The organism is Lacipirellula sp., assembly GCF_965279485.1.
Lineage (GTDB): Bacteria > Planctomycetota > Planctomycetia > Pirellulales > Lacipirellulaceae > Lacipirellula.
Genome location: NZ_CBDIIC010000001.1, coordinates 735,033 through 759,055 on the forward strand (window position 1 = coordinate 735,033; position 24,023 = coordinate 759,055).

Consider the following 24,023-nt stretch of genomic DNA (forward strand, 5'->3'; position numbering starts at 1 on the left):
TTCTAGCCGCGCATGACGCACACTCGCGGCACCGCGTTCGGGAGTTCCCCGCCGCAGAGATCTCATCAGTTGTTCAATGCGTTGCCACATCTTGATTTCTTATTCTCTGGCGAGATTTTCAGAAGCTTGCGTCGCCACCGGCGCAGTTCTTACCAATCGCTCAAAATCATCGCGTGGCGCTAACGGCGCCAGTGCCGCCGACTTAAGCCAGGACGCATCCAACCCAGCTGCGACGGCGCTGCGAAGCGTGTCGACGGCGGCGACCGCAGCAGCCTCAGTGTCCTGCAATCGAACCGCCTCATCCCCTTCCCCCTTTGCGGCACGAGTGCTGAGGGCGGCGAGTTGTTCAGCGGCGGAGAATAGCAAAGCCGGGTTGCTCGCCCACAGATCGCGGCGACGCAGTGCGACTTGCCGCGCCGCGGCGTGGCGGCCCTCTTTCGCCAGAAACTCGGCGTAGTTGTAGTAGTGCTTGCCGAGCATCTGACGGATCAGTTGATGATTTCCCGCCCGTTCGAGCGCCTGGCGCTGGCGTTTAATTGCCAGCTTGAAGTTGCCCTCGGCATCACCGGGCCGGCCTGCCGCTTCCTGCAGCATGGCAAGGTTGTTGTAAACGCCGCCGAGATGACTCAGCGTGGCGATGTCGGTTGGCTCGGCATCGAGAACCTTCAGTTGCCACTCCAGCGCCGTCTTGAATGACTTTTCAGCGGCAGCTTGGCGTTCCGCCGAGTTGCGATCTCGCTGCAGCTGGACTTGGCCGAGATTGTTGTACGTCACTGCCAAATTGCGCTGATGCTGCAGCGTCAGCGGAGAGGTGGCGACAAGCTGTTTTTGAAATTCGATCGCGTCCGCGTAGTGTCGCTCGGCAAGCGCCCACTCTTTTTGCAGCGACAGCGCGTATCCGAAGTTGTTGAGCGATCCAGCCAGTTCAGCCTGGTAGTTCTGATTGAGCGGTGCCAGCGCGAGCAGTTGTTCACGCAGCATCATCGCTTGCTCGAACGATGCAACGGCCGCAGCGAGATCACCTTGCTTCTGCTGCTGTGCGCCGAGATTGCTCAACCCGGCGGCAAGATCCGCCATCGCCGACGGATCGTGAGGCGAGCGTTCCAGTGCTTCCGTCTGCAGCCGAACTGACTCGACGAAGTGCCGCGCGGCCTCTGTCTGATCCCCGGCGCCTCCGAGGAGTATTCCGAGGTTGCTCTGCGTCGCGGCGACGTCGCTCGACAATTCCGTTGCGTCGTCGGATGATGTTAGCAGTTGCGCCTGCAGCGCGTCGGCTTGGCGAAGCAACGCGAGCGCGTCGGCGCTGCGCCCAATCTTCCCAAGATGCAGACCGACGTTGTTGTAGATCAACGCCAGCCGACGGACGTACTCAGCATTCGCCGGTTCGTCGGCGACTAGCTGCTCGTACTTTCGTTGCGCTTGTTGTAGAAGCTTCAGCGCTTCCTCGTCGGCCCCGAGTTTGGCTTTGAGCGACCCCAGCTTGCCAAGAGCCATCCCATGGTCCGCGGCCAATCGTGGATCGTCGGCGGATTGCTGGGCGACTTGCTCGTAGTACTTGATGCCGCGTTCGTAGGCTTGTCGGCGTACGCCTTCAGCGCCATTGATGCCGGCAAGTTGCTCGCCGTAAAGCATCGTAAACTCATCGAGCGCCTCGCGCGTGACGCGCAGGGCACTTTCACGCAACTCGCTCTCAGCAACGACGTTGGCTTTTTCTGCGGCGATTTTCACGACGCTTACCGATAGGCCAACGAAGGCCAAGCAGGCGCAACCCACGGCGGTCATCACCGCCCCTCGATGCCGGCGAGCCCACTTTGCCGCACGGGTGGCGACGCTGGGGCGACACGCCTGAATCGGTTCCCCCCGCAGAAATCGCTCGAGGTCGTCCGCCATCTCCGCCGCCGTTGCATAACGATCCTGCGGAAACTCGCCCATCGCCTTCAAGACGATCGTCTCGAAATCGACAGGAACATGCGGGTTCCAATGCCGCAACGATCGGTAGCTCTGCCGCGTCCGCTCGAAGAACAGCTGAACGTCGCCGGCGTCCCCGGCGGGATGAACGAAGGTCGCCAACTCGTAGAGCGTCACGCCCAGCGAATAGACGTCGGTCCGATGGTCGACGAGCGTCGTTCGCCCCAGCGCCTGTTCGGGGCTCATGTATCGCATCGTGCCGAGGATATCGCCCGTGTGGGTGAGCGCCTCAGCCTCGCGCATGCGGGCCAAGCCGAAGTCGGTAATCCACAGCTTGCCGTTGCGATCGACAAGCAGATTCGACGGCTTCACGTCTCGATGGATGACGCCAAACTCGTGGGCGGCGTGCAGGCCTCGCGCAGCCTGCACGGCAAGCTGCGCCGCCCATTCAACGTGCGACGCCGTTTTAAGAATTCCGCTCACGTTACGCCGCGAGGAGTCGACGACGGGAGCTTCGCTAACGCTTGAAGGAATCAGAAACGGCTGCGTCGCCGCTTCCCAGGCAGTTTGCGTGTTGTTGAGCAGCGTACTTGGCGCCGGTTGATCAGGAGCGTTCGAGCCCCGGCGCACGAAACAGGCCAGCGACTCGCCTTCGATCAACTGCATTGCGTAGTAGTGGACGCCCTCGGCCTCGCCGACGCCGAACACGGGCACGATGTTCGGGTGCTGCGCTTGAGCGGCCGCTTGCGCTTCGTTCTTGAAACGCGCAATGTGTCGTGGATCTTGGGCAGAGGTCATCGGCAGGATTTTGAGAGCGACCCGCCGCCGCAGCGAGCGCTGCATCGCGTCGTACACGACCCCCATCCCGCCACGACCGATCTCCCGCAGCAACTCGTAGTCGCCGATCGTACGACCAGCCCGCGGGCGATCGACGGCAAGCCCCGCCACTGCCGCCGGTCCGGCCGCATGGAATAGCTGCAACCCGCTGAGATAGGCCCGCAGCCGCGACGCGTCACCGGGATGCGCGGCAAGCAATTGTTCCGGGGTGATCGGTTTGCCGCGTTCGAGCGCAGCAAGGTACTCATCGAGGATGCAGGCGAGCCGTTCCTGCTCCTCGGGCGGGAGAGATGCAGCGGAGAAGTTCTCGGTGGAAGCTTCAGCCTTCATCCAGTTGATCCCCAGAATACAATCCGCGAAGTTTCTCGATGGCCCGCAGCCAAAGCATCCGCGTCGCACTTACCGAGCGCCCCATTTGCTCGGCGATGGTCTCGAACGGCAACCCCTGCAAGTTACGCAGCATCAGCACTTCGCGGTAGTCCGCCGCGAGCAGCGCTAATCGATCGGCCAGCACGACCGCCTCTTCACGCTGTTGCGCGGCAGCGCTCGGCGATCGACTTCCCGCGGGGAGCAAGGCCGCGAGTTGAATCGTCGATTGCTCAAGCGCGTTGCCAAGCCGCTCAATCGACACCTCGCGCCGCACGTCGCGGCGCGCCGCCAGGACATGCTGTTCGACAAACCGGGCCAAGTTGTTCACCAAGATTTGCCGCAGCCAGCTGACCAGTTCCGGTTCGGAAGCACCGCGGAACTGGGCAAAGTTGGCGTGAGCCCGCAGCATCGTTTCCTGCACGACGTCGGAGGGGCTCATCCGCGGTTGCAGCCGCCGCTCGATCTGCGTTCCCGCCAGCACCGTTAGGTAGTTGCGGTACATCTGCAGCAGCTGGCCGAGGCTATCGCCGTCGCCGCGTCGCGCGCTGCTGATCAATCCAGCGATGCTGTCGCGTGGATTCTCCTCCCCAGACCCAAATGAGTTGTTAGCTGAATCGGCAGGCATTATGGCGGCGAGTCCCATGACAGATCCCCTTAAGTACGCGCGCGATCAACTATCGCAAGCGGAAACCTGCTTATAAGACCGATTCTTGGCAACCTGCGCAACTCGCTACTGAGCCACAATTCGTGCTTCTTTCCGCGATTTTTCGCCGTTCTGGGCGGCACTGCCGATGTCGCCAGGAATTCTTCGTTGGTTCCTAGCACTTTCAACCCCACGGCCGCGGCGAAGTCGCGTCATTGCGGCCCCCCGCAGCGGGGAACTTTTCGGCAATTTCGCGGAGCTTCTGCTTTGGGCGAATGGTAGCCCGTTGCGCTGCGCCGGCATAACCGGTCAGTTCCCCCCAGGGACGAAGTCGACCAGGAAGGCTTGAGCGACTCGTGGGCGCTGGCAGCAGCCAACCACCGACTTGCAGGCGAGCAAAGTCGTACGTCGGCTTCGTCCCCTTCTTCACCCGCCGCACCGGAATCGACGGGTGCAATACACGCCAACAATGGGGGCTACGGCAATGAGTTACCGACGACTGAACGCCTTCGAAAGCCTTGAAAACCGGCGAGCTCTCGCCGTCACCGCCGCCGTTTCGGCCGGGGGCGATCTGATTGTCTCGGGGGACGCCGACGGGGCCGTTGAGATCGTCGCCGTCAGCGAGGGCGCCTACCGCGTCATCGACAACGGCGTCGTCATCGCCGACGCCGACGTGCTCACGGGCGTCACCGACGACATTCGCATCAACATCGATAAGACCGCCGGCGTCGATAATTCGGTAACGGTCAATCTCGGTAGCAACGTCGTCGACACCGTCTACGCTCGCCTAGGCGACGGTGACAACACATTCGAGGTCATCGGCACGTCGATCGACGACGTCAACTACCGCGGCGGCGAGGGCAACGACCAAGTCACGCTCAATGCCACCATCGACGGCTCGGCGTCGCTGCAACTAGGCGACGGCGATAACGTCGTCGAGATCACCGGCGCCATTGGTCGGCTCACCATCAGAGGGGGCGATGGCGACGACCAAGTGACGATCGACGCGGCCGCAGAAATTGAGCGCAACCTCAAGCTCACGCTCGGCGACGGCGACAACACGGTGACCGTCGCGGGCACGATCGACGGCTCGGTGCTTTACGACGGCCGCGACGGCGACGACGTCGTGACGATCGCGGAAACGGCGGTCATTGCCGACAGCGTTTTCGCCCGACTCGGCGACGGAAACAACTCGCTGACACATAACGGCCAGATCGACGGCGATCTGAATGTCGTCAGCGCCAACGAAGACGATTCCGTGACGGTGGCAGAGACAGCCTTAGTCGGCGGCGCCACGAACCTCGGCCTCGGCGATCAGACCGACCTGCTCGGCGGGTGTGGACAGGGCGGCGGCGGCTTCGGGGTCTTCGGCGTCGACGGGCGCGCGATGGGCTTTTTCTTCCGCGGGTTCCGGAGGTAGTTCAGGACCTCTGCCTGGGCGGCTGAAGCCACAGTCGCGGTCGCAGTCTCAGTGAATGTTCCAGCGACGACGCCATGTCACCGCCCGGCGGAGCCCGGACGTTAGAAACCCCCACGAGCTCACCTCGCCCCGAGGCAGAATCTCGCCCTCCCTTCGGGTCTTTCAACACCGCTATCGCGGAGGAACAGCATCATGAATCGTTTCACTCTCTATGCCGCCGCCACCGCTTTCATCGCTGCCGCGGGCCCGGCGCTTGCCGGCACGATGAGCTTCGCCGGCAACGGCATGGGCGGCGGACATCGCCACGGCGGCCGAGGCCCCGGCGCGCCGAGCATCGACGCGATCCAGAGCGATTTCGAAGATCAGTTCGCCGACATTACGTCGGCATACGACGACGGAGTCGCTGACAGCGAAGACTACTACAGCACCGATGCCTACGCTGATCTCGTCGGCGAAACCGAATGGCTCGTCGACCGCTACGACTGGTTCGTTGCAGGCGTTGAGCGGACTATCGGCCACATCGACGACTACCTCGCCAGCGCCAACGACGATCTCGCCTTCTACGACGATTTGTTGGCCGACTACGAAGCTCGTGACGACCTGTCGGAAACGCGGCTCGCGCGAATCGTCGACTGGATTACGACCGCGCAAGACATGATCTCCCTGCAAATCGCCACGCTTACTTACAAGCAAACGACGCTGGAAGAGAATCTTGCAACGTACACGACCTTCCAGTCTGGCCTGACGAGTTACCTCGACGAGATCGTCACGGCCGGAGGCGGTTCCGTGACGACTGGTAACGAATCAGAGGGAGGAAGCGCCCTGATGCTGAGGCTTGCCGCTACCGCAGGAGACGGCTGCGCAGCGCCAATGCCTGTCACGCCAGTCGCGACGGCGGTCCCGGAACCCTCGGCCGCAGCGTTGACTGCCATTTTGCTGACTTTAGGAGGATGGCGGGCCATGCGACGGCCGCACAACCAAGGCTAACGTTCCATCGCGGGCGGCGGGTTCTGTTCCCACAGACGTATTCCGATAGCGTCTCAGCCCTTCCGAGCAGGCCCCGCCGCTCGCCGTTACGTTTCTGAGCATTCCGTAAGAGAACCGCATACGTCCGACGGACTCGCTAAGCTCCCAGCAGCCGCTGAACTCAGCATGGCTCTGCTACAATTAATGAATTAATCTATGCCTCACCATCGAAGCCACCATTCGCTGCCTAGCGCCGCCATCACGGCAATGTTGGGAATATTCGTTTGCACCAACGTCGCTTCCGCTTACATCCCCGACGACCGCTGGAGCACCACCGCTTCCGGCTCGACGGGGACGAACGGCGACATTGCCACGATCACCTGGAGCCTGGTCGCCGACGGCACGTCCATCGTCAGCGAAGGGCCCAGCAATCTGATCTCCTACATGGACGGTCTCTTCGGCTCGTCAGGCGGGAGCAATCTGACGACGCGCCCTTGGTTTAGCCTCTTTCAGGACTCGTTTGATCGTTGGACCGAACTCGGCGGCATCAAGTTTGTCTACGAGCCAAATGATAATGGCGTGCAGATGGGGGGCAACACGGCGGGCGTGTTGGGCGTGCGCGGCGACATTCGCATCGGTGGAGCGAACATCGACGGCGCCAACGGCACGCTCGCCTACACCTATTTGCCGAACAACGGCGACATGGTCGTCGATACGGGCGAAACCAACTTCTACAACAATTCAGCGAACAACTATCTGCAGCTTCGCAACACGATCACACACGAGTTGGGCCATGCGTTCGGCCTGCTCCACATCGAGTCGTCCAGCGACCACCTGCTGATGGAGCCCTACATCGACACCTCGTTCGATGGCCCGCAACTTGACGACATTCGGGGACTGCATGGCCTTTACGGCGACGCCTTCGAGAAAACCAACAACGGCGCCGGCAACGATTCGTACAGCCTCGCTACCAGCCTCGGGGCCATTGCCGCCGGCGGGTCGAAGTCGATCGGTACAGCGGCCGCCACGGGCCAGGCGGTTGGCCCCGACGAGACCGACTTCGTCAGCATCGCGAACTCGAACGACTTTGATTTCTTCAGCTTCACGGTCAACTCAGCGTCGCTGCTTACCGCGACGCTGACGCCGCTCGGCGGCGTCTTCACGCAAGGGGCCGAAGGAGGTGCGCAATCGACGTTCGACGCAAACGCGCGTAACGACCTCTCGCTGGCAATCTACGGCACGAACGGCACGACGCTGCTTGGCACGGCGAACAACACGGCTGCCGGTTTCGCCGAATCGCTCGCCAGCATCAGCCTCCCCGCCGCAGGCCAATATTACGTCCGCGTCGCCGGTTCGACCGCGAACGTTCAGCTCTATCAGCTTCAGCTTTCCGTCGCGAGCGCCATTGCTACGCAGCCGGGCGACTTCGACGGCGACGGCGTCGTTGACGGTGACGACTTTCTGGTCTGGCAACGCGCCTTCGGCACTAGCGGGACGGGACTCGCCGCCGACGGCAACAACGACGGGCAAGTCGACGCCCTCGACTTAGCCATTTTCAAGCAGCACTTCGGCGAGTCGCTCGGCAATGTCATCGCGTTGACCGCGGCCGTCCCCGAGCCTGCCGCTGCGACGCTGCTGTTCTTCGCCGCGACCATGTTCGTTCCGCGCAAAGCGAAGCGGCTAGTGCGCGAATAGATCAACTGGCCCGGCGCCGCTCGACGTCGCCAGCACTCAAAGTCGTCGGCAAACCCCGGGGAAATCGGCCCTCGCGGAACTCTTCGGGGAAGTTGCTTAAATCCCCACTCGCCGGCTCACGTTCTTCGGCAATAATAGTTATAGTGAGAATTGTTCTCTCGAACGCGCAAAGCCCCCCGGCGATACGAAACGCCATCCGCCGCTGGGCTCGCTAGCCAGTCGCCCCGCTGCGGGGCGTTCGCCAGCCGCGCGTCGCGTGGCCGATCGCGTTTTCCCACCCGCCCCAGGGCTCCCGCCGATGATCCACACCGCCTCCACCGCTGCTCCCCTCGATTTCGTGCTTGATGGCCTGATGCGTCGTTACCGCGAACGCGTCCCCGACGTCGACTGCGTCGTCAAAGCGATGGTCAAAGCGGGCCTCGTCGATTCGGTCGGCGGCATCGAGAACGATCACATCGCGTTTCGCACGATGGGCGTCCCGAACCTTGGCATCGCCTCGTTCGAGAAGATCTTCCTCCATTACGGCTACGAGAAGCGCGACTTCCTCCGCTTCGACGGCAAGAAGCTCGACGCCTACTGGTACGCCCCGCCGGTGGCGAAGTATCCGCGGATCTTTATCAGCGAATTGTGCGTCGACGAGCTGTCGGACAACGTCCAGCGCATCATCCATTCGTACACCGACGAAGTGACGAGCGATCCGGCCGACTCGCTCGATCTCGACAACGGTGCTGCGGTCGACGAATTTCTGCACAGTCCCCTCTGGCGGACGCCAACGTGGGAAGACTACCAGGTCCTCGCCGAGGAGAGCGAATACGCCTCGTGGGTGATCTACAACCGCTACTACCTCAACCACTTCACCGTCAGCGTTCACAACCTGCCGGCGCAGTACGACACGGTGGCCAAGTTCAACGAGTTCCTGAAGTCGCACGGCATTCACTTGAACAACGCCGGCGGCGAAGTGAAAGTCAGCGGTGACCAACTGCTGCTGCAAAGTTCGACCGTCGCCGAGATGGTCGACGCCACGTTCCCGCTCGCCGCGGGGGGCGAAACGACCCAGCAAATCGCCGGCTCGTACGTCGAATTTGCGGAACGCCGCGTTCTGCCGCAGTTCGCGACGCTGCCGGCGGCCGAAATCCGCCGGGAACATCGCCGCGACGGTTTCGAAACCGCCAATGCGGATAAGATCTTCGAGAGCACCTTCCGCGACCAAACCGGTCGGCGATAGCCGATTCGGAGCGCCAATTCGTCGCAATCCAGCGTCCGAGCCTGGGAATTATCCCCAATCGGCGCGACTGGCATGACCCGCATCCCTAGAATGAGGTAGAATTCCGGGACGAAACTGCGGAGAGGGTGCGCACGCCGCGCCCCTTCCCTGCCAGCCAAGATTCGATTCCAGCCATTCAGGAGAGAATGCGATGAACTACGCGGACGACAACAACAATCCGTACCAAAATTGGGGCCTCAGCGCCGCGCAAGCCGACGCGACGTCGCGCGCGAGCTTTATTCGCAAGACCTACCTCCACCTGCTCGGCGCCGTCGTCGCCTTCTGCGCGATCGAAGCGGTGCTGATGCAGACCGGTCTCGCCGACCTGATGTTCCAGTTCATGACCGGCAACGGCCGCTTCGGCTGGCTGATCATCCTGGGCGCCTTTATGGGCGTCAGCTGGCTAGCGAACTCGTGGGCCATGTCGTCCACGAGCCTCGGCAAGCAATACGCTGGCCTGAGCCTGTACGTGATCGCCCAAGCGGTGATCATGCTGCCGCTCATTTACCTGGCGCTGGCCACACAGGGTCCCGGCGTGATCATGAACGCCGCCCTACTGACCGGTTTCATTTTCATCGCCCTGACCGGCGCGGTGTTCGTCTCGGGCGCTGATTTCTCGTTCATGCGTTCTGCGCTAATCGTCGGCGGCTTCGCGGCGATGGGCGTCATCGTTTGCAGCGCCCTGTTCGGCTTCAATCTCGGCATCATCTTTATTGCCGCGATGTTGCTACTCTGCGCCGGCTACATTCTGTACGACACGAGCAACGTGTTGCATCACTACCAAGTCAACCAACACGTCGCCGCCGCCCTCGCCCTGTTCGCGTCGGTCGCGCTGATGTTCTGGTACGTGCTGCAGCTGCTGATGTCGCTCAATCGGCGCTAACGAAGACTAGTTCTTCGCCGAGAAGCAGTTCTACTAAACGAAACGAGGCCCGCGTGAAAACGCGGGCCTCGTTTTTTATGCAAACCTGTCGAGCAAGTGAGCGCTAGCCAGTGCCGAAACAGAGCACGTTTAGCTGCGACCTAGCAGCGTTAGGCGCTCTTACGCTTCTTGAACGCCGCGGCAAACTCTTCATCGAGCCCCGCCTTGATCTTTTCCAGGATTTCCCACTGGTTGTAGCCTTCGTTTTCTTCGTAGGCGATGCCGACTTGCTGCATGATGTCGAACAGCAGCACGCCGTAGTCGGCCGGGTTGTCCCAGACGCCGGTACGGAGGCTCACTTGCAGGCTGCTCTCGGCAATCCACGCCCGCACGACTTCGAACGACTTCGGGTCGCGCATCGCGGGACCGGGAACCTTGAGCGCATTTTCGTTGGCCATGGGAATCCTTTCTCGGGCAATTAGCTATCAGACGCATGTCGAAGGACCGCCATGGTACTGAGTTGCCAAGTTGCGGCAACGACAGTTTTGCGGCCCTGCGGCATGCCCCCGCCCCAGACTCCCCGCTGGTTGCTTCCGAATCGTCGAATCTGGTAGCATGCGCCTCAACTACTGGGGAAAACGCCCTGCCCTAAACCTCTAGCTTGCGGGCTCGGCGTGTCCCCTCCCCGCCCGCCACGATGGAGCGCAATCGCGATGCGTCGCAGCCTGTTTCCGGTGGTTCTGCTACTTTCGGTCGCCGCAATGTTACTAGCGGCCGTTCCCTCCCACGCCGATTGGCCGCAATGGCGCGGCGCCAACCGCGACGACATTTCTAAGGAAGAAAACCTTCTGCAGGAGTGGCCCGAGGGAGGCCCGAAGCGAGTCTGGATGTTCGAGAACGCCGGCGTCGGCTACTCCGGCCCCGCGATTGTCGGCGACAAGCTCTACACGATGGGCGCCCGCGAAGTTAAGGATCCATCGGCGGCTCCGGACGCCCCTCCGCGTAAGGCGGAACTCCTCCTCACGCTCGACGCCAATACCGGCGAAGAACTCGCCGCCATTGAGATCGGCGATGTGCTCGAAAACAACTGGGGCGACGGCCCGCGCGGCACCCCCACCGTCGAAGATGGAATCATCTACGCCCTCGGCGCCCAGGGAAATCTTATTTGCGTCGACGCCGCCACCGGCAAAGAAAAATGGCGGCAGTCGATGATCGAGCTCGGCGGCACAGTTCCCACGTGGGGCTTCACCGAGTCGCCGCTCATCTACGAAAACATGGTCCTCTGCACCCCGGGTGGTGAAAAAGGCGCGATTGCCGCGCTCGACAAAAACACCGGCGAAGTGATTTGGCAAACGTCCGACATTACCACTGGCGCCCACTATTCGTCGTTCGTCGTTCGTCCCGGCAACAGCGGCCCTGAACTCGTCCAATTGCTCCCCGACCAAATCGTCGGCCTCGAACCAAAGACCGGCAAAGTCCTCTGGTCAAGCCCTTGGCCCGGTAAGGTGGCGGTAATTCCGACCCCCATCGTGAAGGATCAGTACGTCTACGTCACCTCCGGCTACGGCGTCGGCTGCAAAGCGATCGAAATCGGGGCGGACGACAAAGTCACCGAGCTCTACGACAACAAGGTGATGAAGAATCACCACGGCGGGGTGATCCTTATCGGCGACCACGTCTACGGACACACCGATCCGGGCGGCTGGGCCTGCCAGGATCTGAAAACCGGCGAGGAAGTTTGGCGGGAACGTTCCAAACTCGGCAAAGGCGCCATCGCCTACGCCGACGGTCGGTTCTACTGCATCAGCGAAGACGAGGGCGAAGTCGTCCTCATCGAGGCTTCGCCTGAGGACTGGAAGGAGCATGGGCGGTTTAAGCTCGATCCCCAGACGGATCAACGCAAGGAAGCGGGCAAGATTTGGACGCACCCCGTCATCAACAACGGCAAGCTCTACCTCCGCGACCAGAATCTCATCTACTGCTACGACATCAGCGAGAAGTGAAGCGGCGGCGGCAATTGAAGAGTGGCGCCTACAACAGCACCAATCTAGATTCCGCGACTACGACACGCGACTGCCTCGTCCCAGCGGGACGACGGACAATAGCCCAGCAATTTATTGCTGGGTAAAAGAATTCGGCATATCAGAAAGTCCTGTAGGGACGACTGAATGACGACGGAAGTCAATTGTTCCGACGGGGCGTTAGCGACTACTTGTTCTCCTCCAGCTTCGGCCGCAGCACCATTCGCACCGGCGTCGCGAGCGCTGGGATCTTCTCGGTGTTTGCCTCGAACAGCAACCCCTCGTTTGATTGGCTGCTCTCGATCGGAATGTCGAGCATCGCGGTCGTGAAGTTCGACACGCAAATAAAGTCGCCCGACTCCGCCATGTAAAAGTCTTTCCCCTTTTCGTCCTTCCAAAATCCACTGCCGGCGAAGACCCACGGCTGCGTCATCACTTTCTTCGTTTTCGAGTCGCGGATCCAATCCTGCGCCTTGGCCGACTGCCACTCGCCTTTGTCGTCGAGCCAGCGGACTTCGATCTCAATCTCCGTGCCGGTCGGCGGCTCGAACTTCGGCCGGAACTTCACCGGATGCCCCGACTTGGCCCCCACGGCAAGCAGCGCGGCATGAACCGTTTGGGCCTTCGTCTGCGCTCCGATGATCGCCTCATGCTCCTTCGTCCCGGTGAGGCATGAAAGCATTTCGAGGTACCCCTCCCGCAGGGCGATATATCCGTCGACGATCACTTCATGCTTTTTTGTGTCGACCCAGACTTCGTCGGTCTTTGTGAGCCGCTTCGCCCCCTCGGGCTCCGGCAGCTTCGGCAAATCGGCCTTCTTGGCCCCTTCGCCAGGTGCCCCCTGCGGGCCCGCGCCACCCGGAAACTGCCCGCGTGCCGGCGCCGCCAGCAACACACAGGCCGCCAGCGCGACGCACCACAGCGAGCAGTCGACTCGATTCCAAGCAGTTCGCATGATCCGTCGTTTCCTACGTTTGGCGGGCTGAATTCCTTCGCCAGCAGCGCGGGCGATTAGCATCGCTCATTCTAGAAGTCGCTGCCCAACTTAGCGACCGCGGCAAGCGGCATCTCGCCACGCATCGCCTTCACAATCATCCCGTTGAACCCCGCTAAGCCGCCTGCGGAAATTCCCCGCCGGCGCCCCGTGATTCTCTTCCCTAAACCCCGTACAATGCCGGCCAGTCTGCCGTTCGAGCCAGGAAGCACACCCAGCCCCGTCGCGGAGCGCTCTCGCCGTATGTCCACCACGTTCGACCCCACCGCCGAAGCCGGTCTCCGCCACCCCGACGCCTCCGCTCGCAGCAACGGCAAGCTCGACACGCCCCCTTCGCAAGCCGCCACGCGCAGCGGCTTTTGGCGCAGCTCGGCGCCCGCCGTCCTGAAGAAGAGCAAGCACCCCGTCCACGAAGCGTGGCAGCTCTATTGGGCCGAACGCGCCGCCCGCTCGACGTTTGGCGCGAAGCTCAGCAGCGATGCCAAGCCACTGCAGTGGGCGCCCATCGTCGCGAGCCCCAGCGGCACGACGCAACGGCTGCTCGACCTGCTCGCCGCCGCTACCGCCCCGGCCGACGCTGCCAAGTTCGCGAAGAACAAGAAGAACAAAGAACTCCAAGCCGCGCTCAGCGACTGGTTGGCGGAATCGAAGCGGGCCGCCGCCGATCCGCAACTTGCGCTCGGCGCCCTGGCCGCCGCTCACTTGCTCGGCGCCGTAGGCGGAGCGTTGCCGGCCGAACTCGGCTGGAAGCTCGTCGACTTCCTGACCGACCTCGCTCGCCACGCCCAAGCCTGGAATCCCGAGGCCGCCGACGCGCAAGTTCTGGCTCAACAACTGCTCGCCGGCGAGTTGCCGCTGACGCTGTCGTACATCCTCGACGAAATGAAGCCGCTCCACGCTCTGCGCGCTGCGGCCCGCGAACGGTTGAGCGAAGGTTTGGTCGAACTCCACAATGGCGAAGGCCTGCTGCATGGCCAGCGTCTCGGCCTGCTGCGGCCACTGCTCGCCTCTTGGACGCGATGCGCAACGATCGCCGCCGCGGACAAGCAGCGCCCCTTCACTGCCGAAGGAACGCGCCAGTATCGCCACCTCGTGCGGAACGCCCTCCGCTGGACCGCGCCGACCGGCGCCGAGATCCTCCGCCCGACCAGCGACGCCTGGCAGCCCGATTTCCTCCACGCCGCGCTGCAACTCACTGGCAAGAAGAAGGACGTCGCCGCCGCTCGCGAGTTGCTCGGCAAGAAGTTTGTCGCGAAGGATCTCGATGAGTCTGGCAAGACGCCCGAAGCGCCCTACCAGTGCGATTGGGCTCGCCTCGCGCTGCTGCGTACCGGTTGGTCGTCGGAGAACGAGGTCGTCGGCGTCGATTACTCGGGCGACAATGTTCGCCTGGAGGCTTGGGCCGAAGGCCGTCGGCTCCTCGGCGGCGATTGGACCACTGAGTCGCTGATCGACGGCGTCCCCGTGGCCGCCGACGGAGACTGGGAAGAAACGTGCTGGTTCAACGACGTCGACGTCGATTACATGGAGCTCACGCGGTTCCTCGCCGATGGCGCCCGCATCGACCGCCAAATCCTGCTCGCCCGGCAGGATGGTTTTCTCTATCTTTGCGACAACTTCTACGGCGGCAGCGAGGCGACGCTTGAGCACACCTGGCAGCTGCCGCTCGGCAACGCCGTTCTGTTCTGCGGCGAAGGCGAAACCCGCGACGCGCTGCTGGTCGACGGCAAGCCGCTCGCCCGCGTGATGCCGCTCGCCTTGCCCGAGTGGCGGATCGACCCGCGCATCGGCGAACTTACGGCCGAAGGGAACTCGTTGCGGCTCACCCAGAAGGTCGTCGGCCGCAGCGTCGCTTGCCCGCTCTTCATCGACCTCCGCTCAAAGCGCTCGACCGAAGCCTCGACTTGGCGGCAACTGACGGTCGCCCAGGCGCTCGCGATCCAAACGACCGACGTCGCCGTCAGCTACCGCGTCCAGTCGGGCCCCGATCAGTGGGTGTTCTATCGCTCGCAAGGCCAGCGCGGGAATCGCACCTTCATGGGGCAGAACACTTCGTCGGAATGCTACATCGCCCGCTTCGCCGCTCCTAACGGCGAGGTCGAGGAATTGATGGAGATCGAAGGCTAGTCGCTCCGCGAAATCATGCCCACCGCTCAACAGTTGATCGCCGACAACGTCGCTCGCGTGCGGGATGAAATCGGTGCGGCGGCCCGCGCGGCTGGTCGCGATCCAGGCGAGATCAAACTCGTCGCCGTCTCGAAATACGTCGACGCCGATACCGCCGCGCTACTGGTGCAGGCCGGCTGCCGCTCGCTAGGCGAAGCCCGCCCCCAGCAGTTGTGGGAGAAGGCCGAAGCCTCCAGCCTGGCAGGCGTCGAATGGCATCTCATTGGCCGACTGCAGCGCAACAAGATCCGCCGCACGCTGCCGCTTGTTTCGCTTATTCACAGCGTCGACAGCAAACGGCTCCTCGCCGCGCTCGACGAAGAAGCGGCCGCCGCCAATCTCACGCCGCAATTGCTGCTCGAAGTGAACTGTTCCGGCGACACGGCGAAACAGGGCTTCGCGCCCGAAGAAGTCCGCCGGCTATTGCCAACGCTCGCGAACTACAGCCGCCTCTCGATCGCCGGAATGATGACGATGGCCGCACTCGACGGCGACGAAGCGACCGCGCAAGCGAACTTCGCATCGCTGCGACAGCTGCGCGATGAACTCGCCCCAAACGCCCCGCCAAACGTTACGCTCACCGAGCTCTCGATGGGCATGAGCGGCGATTTCCCCGCCGCGATCGCCGAGGGCGCCACGATCGTTCGCATCGGCTCGTCACTCTTCGACGGCGTACTGTAGCGTATGGCCCCGCCGCTTGAACCCCATCCGTCGGGCGTCGTCATCCGCGTGAAGGCACGGCCCGGCGCCCGCCGCAACGGCTTCGCCGGCATCCACGCCGACGCCCTGCGGATCGACGTCACTGCCGCGCCAGAGAAAGGCAAAGCCAACGAAGTGATCATCGCGCTGCTGGCCGAAGCGTTCCACGTCGCGAAGTCGCAGATCGAGCTCATCAGCAGCCCCGCCAATGCGCAGAAGCGGTTCTTGCTCGCCGGGCTAACGATGGCCGCTGCCGAGCAATGCCTCGCCGCACTGATTGAGCAATCGTCCTAACGCCCGCCGATCAGCTTCTTGAACTCCGCCCACGGCCGCGTGTTCGCCACATCGGCCGCCGTCAGCCCGCCACGGCGTCCCTGCAAGATCCCGTACCGCATCACCTCCATCCCATCTGTCGTGTGGGCGTCAGTGTTGATGACGATCGGAATCCCTAGCCGCTTCGCTGCCGCGCAGTAGATATCGTTCAAATCGAGCCGCGCCGGATTCGCGTTGAGCTCTAGCAGCTTGCGGTGCTTCACCGCCGCCGCCATCACTTGATCGAGATCAACCTCGTACGGATCGCGGCGATTGATCAGCCGCCCCGTCGGGTGGGCCAGCATATCGACGTGCGGGTTCTCGAGCGCTTCCAAAATCCGCTCGGTAATTTGCTGCCGCGATTGGTTCTGCCCGTAGTGAACGCTCGCGATCACCCAATCGGCCTCGGCCAACACGTCGTCGGGCAGATCCATGCCCCCCTTTTCGAGGATGTCGCACTCGATCCCCTTGAGGACTTCAATTCCTTCGGTCTGCCGATTCACTTGGTCGACTTCCAGCCACTGCCGGCGGAGCCGCTCGCCATCGAGGCCGTGGGCCATCGACACCCGCTTCGAGTGATCGGTGATCGCAATGTAGCTCAAGCCCCGCGCCAGCGCCGCCGCAACCATCTCCTCAATCGAGTCGTGACCGTCGCTCGCGGTCGTGTGCATGTGGAGATCGCCGCGGATATCTTCGAGCGTGACCAGCGTCGGCAACTCGCCCGCCGCCGCCCAGTTGTATTCTTCGCGGGCCTCGCGCATCTCCGGCGGAAACCACGGCAACCCGATCGCCGCGTAGACCTCTTCTTCATTCCTCCCGGCAATATAAGTTTCACTACCGTCGTCGCCGACGCGGAAAACGCCCCAGTCGCTTACCTTCAGCCCCTGCTGCTTCGCGCGACCGCGCATAACGACATTGTGGTCCTTCGAACCGGTGAAATATTGCAGCGCCGCGCCAAATGACTCGGCCGGCACCACCCGCAGATCGACCTGCAGCCCCGACTTGAGCCGCACGGCCATCTTCGTCTCGCCGCGAGCGATCGTCTCGCTCACCTGAGCGAACGCGCCGAAGCGATCCATCACCGCCGGCACGTCGGTGGCGTCGACGAGCAAATCGAGATCGCCGATCGTGTCGCGTCCGCGGCGATAGCTACCGGCGATTTCCATCTGCTTGATCGCCGGCTCGCTCCGCATGTGGTCGAGCAACTCGTCGACGATCTGCTCGGCGTCGGCCCACCGCACGCGCACCGCCGCCTCTTCAGCGATCGACAGCCCTTTTAGGATTGTCTCCTCGGTCTTAGCGCCAAACCCCTTCAGCCCGCGAATGCGCTGCTGTTCGCACGCAAGTCGCAGTTCCTGCAGGGAGCTGATCCCCAGCTCTTTGTGCAGCGCCGCTGCCTTCTTCGGTCCCACGCCGGGGATGCGAGCCAGCGTCAGCACGCCGGCTGGAATGGCTTCCTGCAGTTCCTCCAGCAGCGGCAGCGTGCCGGTCGCGAGCAGCGTCTCGATCTTCTCGGCCAAGTCTTTGCCGATGCCGTCGAGATCGGTCAGCGACCGCCCAGAATCTGCCACGATCGCGGCCAGCGGCTCCGCCAATTCGCTAATCTTCTTCGCTCCGTTGCGATAGGCCCGCACCCGAAACGGGTTGGCGCTTTGGTACTCCAGCAAATCGGCGATCTGCTCAAACACGGCGGCGATTTCTTGGTTCGTCATGCCGCTAGTTTAGAAGAGGTCGGCAGCCCGGGGCCAGAGGCGCTTGCCAGCCTGCCTGTATCAGCACGCTGATTCGCGCAGAGCAAGACCGAGCGGCGAACCAGCCGCGCTTGCTATTCCCGCGTGACAACGTCACGATGAGGCTACCTGTTGAGCTGCCCCTCCGGAGTTTTCATGCCGAGTGAACCTGCCGTCACGATTCGCAACGTCGCCACCGTCGGGTGGCAAGTCTTACTAAGCGGCGACCAGTGGCATACATGCCGCAAGGAACAGGACGCCCGCTACATTGCGAATGGCGTACTGATCGCCGATTCGGTGGCTCAGGGCGAACGGGTAGGCGAAGAAGTCGCTCGCGAACTCGATGAAGTCGCCTCGATGGTCTCCCGCCAAATCGGCGAATGCGAAGCCCTGCAGGTGATGAAGGCCGCTGCCGCGACTGCTCGCGGCGAAGTTTTCGAACCGCCGGCGGCAAGCAACAACGCCGGCATAGCGACCTAGCGCAGTCGAAAAGAGCAAGCATCGCACCAACGCCAAGGGCCGTCGCATGTGCGACGGCCCTTGAGTATTCTCCAGACCAAGCAGGCTCGGAGCGTCGTTAGCTGCGATCGCCCTTGGCAGCCTTCGCCGCCTTCTTTTCCTTCTTTTGCTTGGTCGTCAGCTTCGGCTGATTGGTCTTCGCCTTCTTGTTCGACTGGTCTTTGTTTGCCATCGGAAGGTCCTTTCCAAATTTAATGAGTTGTCGACGGATGACGCCCGCCGTGGATGCGCATCGTCGTATCGTAACCGACGCCGAGCTAGCAAGCGACACCTGATACGAACCGTTCGCCGCCGGTTCCCATCATTGCGGCGCATAAAAACGCCCCCCTAGCAATTGCCAGGGGGGCGTCCGGGTCGATCAAGTGACGGTTCTCACCATCGATTACTCAGCCACCGGGTACCAACCGTAGGCGTCCGTTTGCGGAGCCGAGCCGGTGCTCACGGGGGTCGCCGGCTTGGCGACGGTCGTCGTGTTGACGTTCGCCTTACGAGCAGGTTGGCGATAAACCGCGTCGTGGATGTCGACGGTCGGCCGATTGGCGGTTGGGTTGTTTTGCGGATTCAGCAGTTGCGGCGCCTGGAACGACGCCTTATCGCCGGCCGGGTCAGCGTCGTCCAGCGGTTGCGGCTGCAGGATCGTCTTCTCGGCTTCGGTCTTCGTCGCATCCGGCGTCGCAGCGGGCGTGCCGTTGGTGGTTCCGTCTACCTTCGTGCCGGGATACTGAGCGCCGTAGTTTTGCGATCCGGGAGCCGGAGCCCCCTCGTTCGGAGCCAACGACGGCTGCGGCGTCTCCGGACCAGCGCTGATCGCCGACGGCGGCGGACCAGCAGGCGTCGGCACGGAACCCGGCGTCACATATTGGACCGCAGGAACACTAGTCGTCGCAGCCGCACACGACGAGCAGCCGCTCTCGGGAATAACCGTCGTCACTGGCGATGCGTACGATGCCTGCTCAACTACCGTTGTCCCGCCGGCACAAGCCGAACAAGGCGCCGCGGCAGCGCACGACGAGCAAGGGCTCGCGGTCATCACCGGTTCGATTACCGCAGGGCTAAACACGGTGGTCGCCATCGGGGCGAAACCGACGACCGTCCGCTGCATCGGCGCGAACGGCGTGACAAATTGTTGCGCTGGGGCGAAGTTTACCGTCTGCACGGTTGCCGTTGGAGCGAAGCCCACGGTTTGGACGACAGGCGTCGGCGCGAAGTTAACAGTCTGCACCGTCGGAACTCCAACCGGAATGGCCGTGGTTCCCCAGCCAGAGTGCCGCGCCCAGTGGTTCATCCGCATGTTGTCGAGCGCCCGCCCTGGGTACCATCCGGTCCGCGCCGGCTGAGCGACAACAACCGGCGTCGACATCACAGGCGTCGAAACTACGGGAGAGAACGCCATCACCTGCTGCGGCTGCGCGATCACGGGCGAGAACACGGTTTGCGTTCCGCACGTTGAGCACTGAGCCCGCACTGGTTCCACGGCGGCCGTCCCGACGACAAGCGTCGCGGCGAGGCTCCACATGGCTAAAGACAAACGAGTCATGATTTCTGCCTTCTCGCAAAAGTGTACGAGGAGAGTTGATCCCCCAACCTTCATCTTTACTCTGCCGACCGGCCCGTTGGCAACGATTATTCGTTCCCGCCGCGCCATTTGGTCGCCAATACATTCTGGGGAGAATCTGCGCTCTAGGAAAAGCTTGCACGGCGCTCGTCGCCAACTGCGAAATTCATCTCCATCTGCCAGCGGCGCCATCGCGAATTCGTTGAATTTTCGTGAACGCCCCCGCAAACGGAGCAACCCGCATGCCGGCAGCCGATCGGCCGCTCATTGGTGAAAGCGTAGCTTGCCCTGCCGCACCGCGACGCCATCCTGGCGAGAAGAGGCCCGAAAAGGGACCCAATTGGCGGCGATGTTGCCAAAACGCAACGCGGCCCCCCTGGGCGCGTTGCCTTCAGACAGCACTCAAATCAGCCGCCCGCGCACACCGCACCGTACGAACCGCACGCCTGGCGTGTTCGTTCTCTCGGAACCGAATCGTGAAAAGAAAAAGGAACCGCGGATGAACGCAGACAAACGCCAATGAATTCAGGATGCTCGATCGCTCAGAGTGCTGCTCGTGATCGTGCTGGCGCGACTGTTCCCGCATTCCCTTGGCGCTCTTGGCGTCCTTGGCGGTTGCCTTTGGTCCAATAAAAAATGCGGGGAGATTTTTAACCACGAAACACACGAAATGACGCGAAAGAAAACAGACTAGAATGAGAAGCTATCGTGCTTCGCAATTCATCAATTCTTTTTCGTGCGCTTTCGTGTGTTTCGTGGCCAACCTCCCCGCATTCAGAGAACCTGCTTAGCGGCCTGCAATCAGCAGTCCGCGATCAGCGAGGCCGGCCCGGGCGAACCGGACGGCAGAAGCCGATCTTCTCCAGCGACTTGTAAACCTCTTCCAAGGTCTTCTCGCCGAAGTTCGAAATGCTGAGCAAGTCATCGCGGGTGCAATGCAGCAAATCGTTCACCGTGAAGATGCCTCGCTCTTCGAGGCAATTGGTGGTGCGAACTGCGAGGCCGATTTCGGCCGTGCTCATCTCCAACCGATCCTTAAGACCTTGGTTGGCTAGTTCGACTTGATTGAGCGGTATGCGCGACATGCGGGAATCCCTCCCCTAACTTAAGAAACCCAGTGCCCCATGCGCCGGCACGATAGCGGCGGCCGTCATCCTGCACCGGGATCGCGAAGTCGCCTCCCATGCGACAGCCCTAACTTGCGTGGCAATATATCAAACGACTCTCGCCTTGCGCGCGTAAATCTCTCCCAAACCGCATCATTTTTTCAAACTTGCCTCACCGGCGCCGCGGCGGTGCTAGCAAGGCAACTCGTGTGAAGGTGCGGAGAAACTAACCACGAAACACACGAAGCAACACGAAACAAGAAATGACGGAAGACCGTCGACGCGAACGCAGCCGCCTGAACTCGCAACCGTAGATCATCAGAACGCTCGCTCTGAATGATCCGCGAAATTCCGCGCCCATCTACGTGAATCCGCGTCCCATTCGTTGCACCGCTCGCATCGCACTCCCCAGTTCACTTTCGTGTTACTTCGTGTGTTTCGTGGCCAAAACTCCCCGCATCATCGCCCACGCCAGCCTCACCGCATTGGCGCATCGAACTGGACAGGCGTACCATACCTATTGCTAGCTATCGCCATTGAACGCCGCCGCCTCGAAGGATCGCCCGTGGACCCGCTGTTCGCCAATCTCAACCCCGCCCAGTGCGAAGCCGTCCGCCACGTTGAAGGGCCGATGCTCGTCCTCGCCGGCCCCGGCAGCGGCAAGACCCGCGTCGTCACCCATCGCATCGCTCACTTGCTGCGCGAAGGGGTCCGCCCGCGCGAGATTCTCGCCCTCACCTTCACGAACAAAGCTTCCGAGGAGATGAAGCTACGCGTCGAGACGATGTCGCCCGGCTCGCGTGTCTGGGTGAGCACCTTCCACCGCTTCGGCGCCCGGCTGCTGCGCGAGTACGCCGGCTTCGTCGGCCTGACGCCCAACTTCACGATCTACGACACCGACGACTCACGCCAAACGCTCAAGCGCGTCATCGAAGCGGGCAAGATCCGCACCGCCCACTATTCGCCCGACCGCATCGCCGCCGCGATCAGCGCCGCGAAGAACCAACTCGTCACTGCCGATCGCTACGAACCGCGCATCGGCAGCCCGCTCAGCCAGATCGTCGCCGAGGTCTACCCCGCCTACCAGGCGCGCCTGCTCGCCTCGTCGGCAGTCGACTTCGATGACCTGCTCCTGCACGTCGCGAACATGCTCTATGTCAACAACGACGTCCGTGCGGAACTCGACGAACGCTACCGCTTTATCCTCGTCGATGAATACCAAGACACGAACCGCGCGCAATACGTGATGGTTCGCGCGATGTCGGTCGACTACCCGAACCTCGCCGCCACGGGCGACCCCGACCAATCGATTTACGGCTGGCGCGGCGCCGACATCAAAAACATCCTGCAGTTTGAAACCGACTTCCCGCAGGTCCGCGTCGTGCGGCTCGAGCAGAACTACCGCAGCACGAAGGCGGTGCTCCGCGTCGCCGATCAGCTCATTCGCTCGAACATGCGCCGCAAGGCGAAGTCGCTCTTCACCGACAACGCCGAAGGCGATCCGGTGAAGCTCGTCCAGTACTCAACGCAGGACGACGAAGCCCGCGGCATCGCCGATCAGATTGCCGCGGGAATTGCCGCCGGCCGTCGCCCACGCGACTTTGCCATCTTCTACCGCGTGAATGCGTTGTCGCGCGTGCTGGAGCGCGGACTCCGCGAGCACGGCATCCCCTACCAGATGATCCGCGGCCAGGAGTTCTACCAGCGTAAAGAAATTAAGGACGTGCTGGCCTACTGCCAACTAATTAACAACCCGCGCGACGATCAGGCGACCCTTCGCACGATCAACACGCCGGTCCGCGGCATCGGCCGCAAGACAATCGACCGCCTCAGCGAGTTCGCGTACCAGCACGGCATCTCGCTCCTCGACGCCTGCCGCGAAGCGGGGCAAGTCGAAGGACTCAACGCCCGCGCGATCAAGTCGGTCATGCAGTACGCCGCTCTTATCGACCGCCTCAGCCTCCTCGCCGGCGCCGCGCTCGAAGAAATCCTCGGCACCATCCTCACCGAAACAAAGTACCGCGAAGGCCTGCAAGACAGCGAATCGGAAGACGATCTCAACCGCCTCGCCAATATCGAAGAACTCCTCACCGATGCGCGGCAGTTCGACGAAGCGCACCCCGGCGGCGGACACTTGGAGGAGTATCTAGAAAACGCCTGGCTCGTCAATGAGACAGATAGCTGGGAGACCGAGAGCGATAAGGTGACGATGATGACGCTTCACGCCGCGAAGGGGCTGGAGTTTCCGGTCGTGTTCGTCGTCGCGTTCGAGCAAGGGTTGCTGCCGCACGAGCGGAGCCTCAACGACGACGAGCAAATGGAAGAAGAACGCCGGCTAGCGTTCGTCGGCATCACTCGCGCGAAAGAGCAGTTGCAACTCAGCTATGCCGTCCACCGCGACTTCCGCGGCCAACGCCGCCGCACGGTGCCGAGCCCCTTCCTGCTCGAAATGCCGCGCGAAGAAATGGAACTCGTCTCAATCGGCGCCCCCGGCGGCTGGGATGTGCCCACGGAATGGGAAGACGTTCACGACCTGCACGACGACTCGCATCACTTCGAGATCGATCCGGCCGTCGACGACCACGGCGTCGAAGCAGAGGCGCAAACGGAAGACGACGACTCGTTCGCATTCGGCGCCAACGCCGCGCCCGCTCCGGCCAAGTCGATCCCCGCGTCGCAAGTCACGACGGCCGCGCGACTCGCCGGCGCGAAGCCACTTGCGGCTTCAGGCATCTCGCCCGATGCGTTCGCCCAAGGGATGACGGTGATGCACCCTGAACATGGCCCGGGCAAGATCGTCGCCCTGAGCGGCAGCGGGGCCAACCGCCGCGCGACGGTGAAATTCGCCACCGCCGGCGAACGCCGCTTCGTCCTCGCCCACAGCCCCCTGCGACCGGCGGGGCGGTGAGAGATTAACCACGAAGGCTCTAAGACACATAAGAAAGCACGAAGAGCAC

19 protein-coding genes are annotated in these 24,023 nt (G+C 62.5%); 11 read left to right on the plus strand and 8 right to left on the minus strand.

The window, feature by feature from the left end:
- Positions 1-99: 99 nt before the first annotated feature.
- From ACQY7R_RS03155 to ACQY7R_RS03165, 3 genes are all read right to left on the minus strand, one after another.
- A complete protein-coding gene (locus ACQY7R_RS03155; RefSeq protein ID WP_428304147.1) occupies positions 100-3,075 on the minus strand; it encodes a protein kinase domain-containing protein in 2,976 nt (991 codons plus the stop codon).
- Positions 3,065-3,757, minus strand: coding sequence for a sigma-70 family RNA polymerase sigma factor (locus ACQY7R_RS03160; RefSeq protein ID WP_428304148.1), 693 nt, complete (start codon positions 3,755-3,757; stop codon positions 3,065-3,067). Before ACQY7R_RS03160 ends, ACQY7R_RS03155 begins: the two co-directional genes overlap by 11 nt.
- A 184-nt stretch (positions 3,758-3,941) precedes the next feature.
- Complete coding sequence (locus ACQY7R_RS03165; protein ID WP_428304149.1) at positions 3,942-4,214, minus strand: hypothetical protein; 273 nt, start codon at positions 4,212-4,214, stop codon at positions 3,942-3,944.
- A gap of 27 nt (positions 4,215-4,241) precedes the next feature.
- Between ACQY7R_RS03165 and ACQY7R_RS03170 the strand changes: the two genes are divergently transcribed.
- The 5 genes from ACQY7R_RS03170 (at position 4,242) to ACQY7R_RS03190 (ending at position 9,985) form a co-directional block, all read left to right on the plus strand.
- The gene (locus tag ACQY7R_RS03170) at positions 4,242-5,177 is read left to right on the plus strand and encodes a hypothetical protein (protein WP_428304150.1); all 936 of its coding nucleotides are present in this window, start codon (positions 4,242-4,244) and stop codon (positions 5,175-5,177) included.
- Positions 5,178-5,369: 192 nt separating this feature from the next.
- Entirely contained in the window at positions 5,370-6,164 is a 795-nt protein-coding gene (locus ACQY7R_RS03175) for a hypothetical protein (RefSeq protein ID WP_428304151.1), read from the plus strand.
- Between the two features lie 195 nt (positions 6,165-6,359).
- Entirely contained in the window at positions 6,360-7,838 is a 1,479-nt protein-coding gene (locus ACQY7R_RS03180) for a matrixin family metalloprotease (protein WP_428304152.1), read from the plus strand.
- Positions 7,839-8,136: 298 nt separating this feature from the next.
- Positions 8,137-9,063: a DUF1338 domain-containing protein gene (locus tag ACQY7R_RS03185; protein WP_428304153.1), complete on the plus strand. Its 927-nt coding sequence runs from the start codon at positions 8,137-8,139 to the stop codon at positions 9,061-9,063.
- A 190-nt stretch (positions 9,064-9,253) separates the two neighbouring features.
- On the plus strand, positions 9,254-9,985 hold the full coding sequence (locus ACQY7R_RS03190) for a Bax inhibitor-1/YccA family protein (protein ID WP_428304154.1): 732 nt from the start codon (positions 9,254-9,256) through the stop codon (positions 9,983-9,985).
- Between the two features lie 149 nt (positions 9,986-10,134).
- On the opposite strand, the gene ACQY7R_RS03195 is transcribed toward ACQY7R_RS03190, so the two are convergent.
- Complete coding sequence (locus tag ACQY7R_RS03195) at positions 10,135-10,422, minus strand: DUF5076 domain-containing protein (protein ID WP_428304155.1); 288 nt, start codon at positions 10,420-10,422, stop codon at positions 10,135-10,137.
- 255 nt (positions 10,423-10,677) lie between these two features.
- Between ACQY7R_RS03195 and ACQY7R_RS03200 the strand changes: the two genes are divergently transcribed.
- The gene (locus ACQY7R_RS03200) at positions 10,678-11,967 is read left to right on the plus strand and encodes a PQQ-binding-like beta-propeller repeat protein (protein ID WP_428304156.1); all 1,290 of its coding nucleotides are present in this window, start codon (positions 10,678-10,680) and stop codon (positions 11,965-11,967) included.
- 205 nt (positions 11,968-12,172) lie between these two features.
- On the opposite strand, the gene ACQY7R_RS03205 is transcribed toward ACQY7R_RS03200, so the two are convergent.
- A complete protein-coding gene (locus tag ACQY7R_RS03205) occupies positions 12,173-12,940 on the minus strand; it encodes a YdjY domain-containing protein (protein ID WP_428304157.1) in 768 nt (255 codons plus the stop codon).
- 282 nt (positions 12,941-13,222) lie between these two features.
- Here ACQY7R_RS03205 and ACQY7R_RS03210 point away from each other — a divergent pair, with 282 nt between their 5' ends.
- The 3 genes from ACQY7R_RS03210 to ACQY7R_RS03220 are packed head-to-tail and all read left to right on the plus strand — an operon-like array spanning position 13,223 to position 16,138.
- Entirely contained in the window at positions 13,223-15,106 is a 1,884-nt protein-coding gene (locus ACQY7R_RS03210; RefSeq protein WP_428304158.1) for a hypothetical protein, read from the plus strand.
- A 15-nt stretch (positions 15,107-15,121) separates the two neighbouring features.
- Complete coding sequence (locus ACQY7R_RS03215) at positions 15,122-15,826, plus strand: YggS family pyridoxal phosphate-dependent enzyme (RefSeq protein WP_428304159.1); 705 nt, start codon at positions 15,122-15,124, stop codon at positions 15,824-15,826.
- Positions 15,827-15,829: 3 nt separating this feature from the next.
- Entirely contained in the window at positions 15,830-16,138 is a 309-nt protein-coding gene (locus ACQY7R_RS03220; protein WP_428304160.1) for a DUF167 domain-containing protein, read from the plus strand.
- Here the strand turns inward: ACQY7R_RS03220 and polX are convergent.
- The gene (gene polX / locus ACQY7R_RS03225; protein ID WP_428304161.1) at positions 16,135-17,868 is read right to left on the minus strand and encodes a DNA polymerase/3'-5' exonuclease PolX; all 1,734 of its coding nucleotides are present in this window, start codon (positions 17,866-17,868) and stop codon (positions 16,135-16,137) included. The two genes, ACQY7R_RS03220 and polX, sit on opposite strands and share 4 nt — an antisense overlap.
- Before the next feature lie 174 nt (positions 17,869-18,042).
- On the opposite strand from polX, the gene ACQY7R_RS03230 reads away from it, so the two are divergent.
- The gene (locus tag ACQY7R_RS03230; RefSeq protein WP_428304162.1) at positions 18,043-18,366 is read left to right on the plus strand and encodes a hypothetical protein; all 324 of its coding nucleotides are present in this window, start codon (positions 18,043-18,045) and stop codon (positions 18,364-18,366) included.
- 421 nt (positions 18,367-18,787) lie between these two features.
- On the opposite strand, the gene ACQY7R_RS03235 is transcribed toward ACQY7R_RS03230, so the two are convergent.
- Both ACQY7R_RS03235 and ACQY7R_RS03240 read right to left on the minus strand, forming a co-directional pair.
- Positions 18,788-19,942 (minus strand): hypothetical protein, encoded by a 1,155-nt coding sequence (locus tag ACQY7R_RS03235; RefSeq protein WP_428304163.1) that lies wholly within the window; start codon positions 19,940-19,942, stop codon positions 18,788-18,790.
- Positions 19,943-20,775: 833 nt separating this feature from the next.
- The gene (locus ACQY7R_RS03240) at positions 20,776-21,045 is read right to left on the minus strand and encodes a DNA-directed RNA polymerase subunit alpha C-terminal domain-containing protein (protein ID WP_152098897.1); all 270 of its coding nucleotides are present in this window, start codon (positions 21,043-21,045) and stop codon (positions 20,776-20,778) included.
- Between the two features lie 586 nt (positions 21,046-21,631).
- On the opposite strand from ACQY7R_RS03240, the gene ACQY7R_RS03245 reads away from it, so the two are divergent.
- On the plus strand, positions 21,632-23,974 hold the full coding sequence (locus ACQY7R_RS03245) for an ATP-dependent helicase (protein WP_428304164.1): 2,343 nt from the start codon (positions 21,632-21,634) through the stop codon (positions 23,972-23,974).
- Positions 23,975-24,023 lie beyond the last annotated feature (49 nt).

What these genes read in the sequence shown, in the direction of transcription:
- ACQY7R_RS03210 (WP_428304158.1), top strand. Translation starts at nt 13,223, where the DNA reads ATGTCCACCACGTTCGACCCCACCGCCGAAGCCGGTCTCCGCCACCCC.
- ACQY7R_RS03235 (WP_428304163.1), bottom strand. Translation starts at nt 19,942, where the DNA reads ATGACTCGTTTGTCTTTAGCCATGTGGAGCCTCGCCGCGACGCTTGTC.
- ACQY7R_RS03175 (WP_428304151.1), top strand. Translation starts at nt 5,370, where the DNA reads ATGAATCGTTTCACTCTCTATGCCGCCGCCACCGCTTTCATCGCTGCC.
- polX (WP_428304161.1), bottom strand. Translation starts at nt 17,868, where the DNA reads ATGACGAACCAAGAAATCGCCGCCGTGTTTGAGCAGATCGCCGATTTG.
- ACQY7R_RS03230 (WP_428304162.1), top strand. Translation starts at nt 18,043, where the DNA reads ATGCCGAGTGAACCTGCCGTCACGATTCGCAACGTCGCCACCGTCGGG.
- ACQY7R_RS03185 (WP_428304153.1), top strand. Translation starts at nt 8,137, where the DNA reads ATGATCCACACCGCCTCCACCGCTGCTCCCCTCGATTTCGTGCTTGAT.
- ACQY7R_RS03160 (WP_428304148.1), bottom strand. Translation starts at nt 3,757, where the DNA reads ATGGGACTCGCCGCCATAATGCCTGCCGATTCAGCTAACAACTCATTT.
- ACQY7R_RS03155 (WP_428304147.1), bottom strand. Translation starts at nt 3,075, where the DNA reads ATGAAGGCTGAAGCTTCCACCGAGAACTTCTCCGCTGCATCTCTCCCG.
- ACQY7R_RS03205 (WP_428304157.1), bottom strand. Translation starts at nt 12,940, where the DNA reads ATGCGAACTGCTTGGAATCGAGTCGACTGCTCGCTGTGGTGCGTCGCG.
- ACQY7R_RS03240 (WP_152098897.1), bottom strand. Translation starts at nt 21,045, where the DNA reads ATGTCGCGCATACCGCTCAATCAAGTCGAACTAGCCAACCAAGGTCTT.
- ACQY7R_RS03215 (WP_428304159.1), top strand. Translation starts at nt 15,122, where the DNA reads ATGCCCACCGCTCAACAGTTGATCGCCGACAACGTCGCTCGCGTGCGG.
- ACQY7R_RS03180 (WP_428304152.1), top strand. Translation starts at nt 6,360, where the DNA reads ATGCCTCACCATCGAAGCCACCATTCGCTGCCTAGCGCCGCCATCACG.
- ACQY7R_RS03220 (WP_428304160.1), top strand. Translation starts at nt 15,830, where the DNA reads ATGGCCCCGCCGCTTGAACCCCATCCGTCGGGCGTCGTCATCCGCGTG.
- ACQY7R_RS03200 (WP_428304156.1), top strand. Translation starts at nt 10,678, where the DNA reads ATGCGTCGCAGCCTGTTTCCGGTGGTTCTGCTACTTTCGGTCGCCGCA.
- ACQY7R_RS03190 (WP_428304154.1), top strand. Translation starts at nt 9,254, where the DNA reads ATGAACTACGCGGACGACAACAACAATCCGTACCAAAATTGGGGCCTC.
- ACQY7R_RS03170 (WP_428304150.1), top strand. Translation starts at nt 4,242, where the DNA reads ATGAGTTACCGACGACTGAACGCCTTCGAAAGCCTTGAAAACCGGCGA.
- ACQY7R_RS03195 (WP_428304155.1), bottom strand. Translation starts at nt 10,422, where the DNA reads ATGGCCAACGAAAATGCGCTCAAGGTTCCCGGTCCCGCGATGCGCGAC.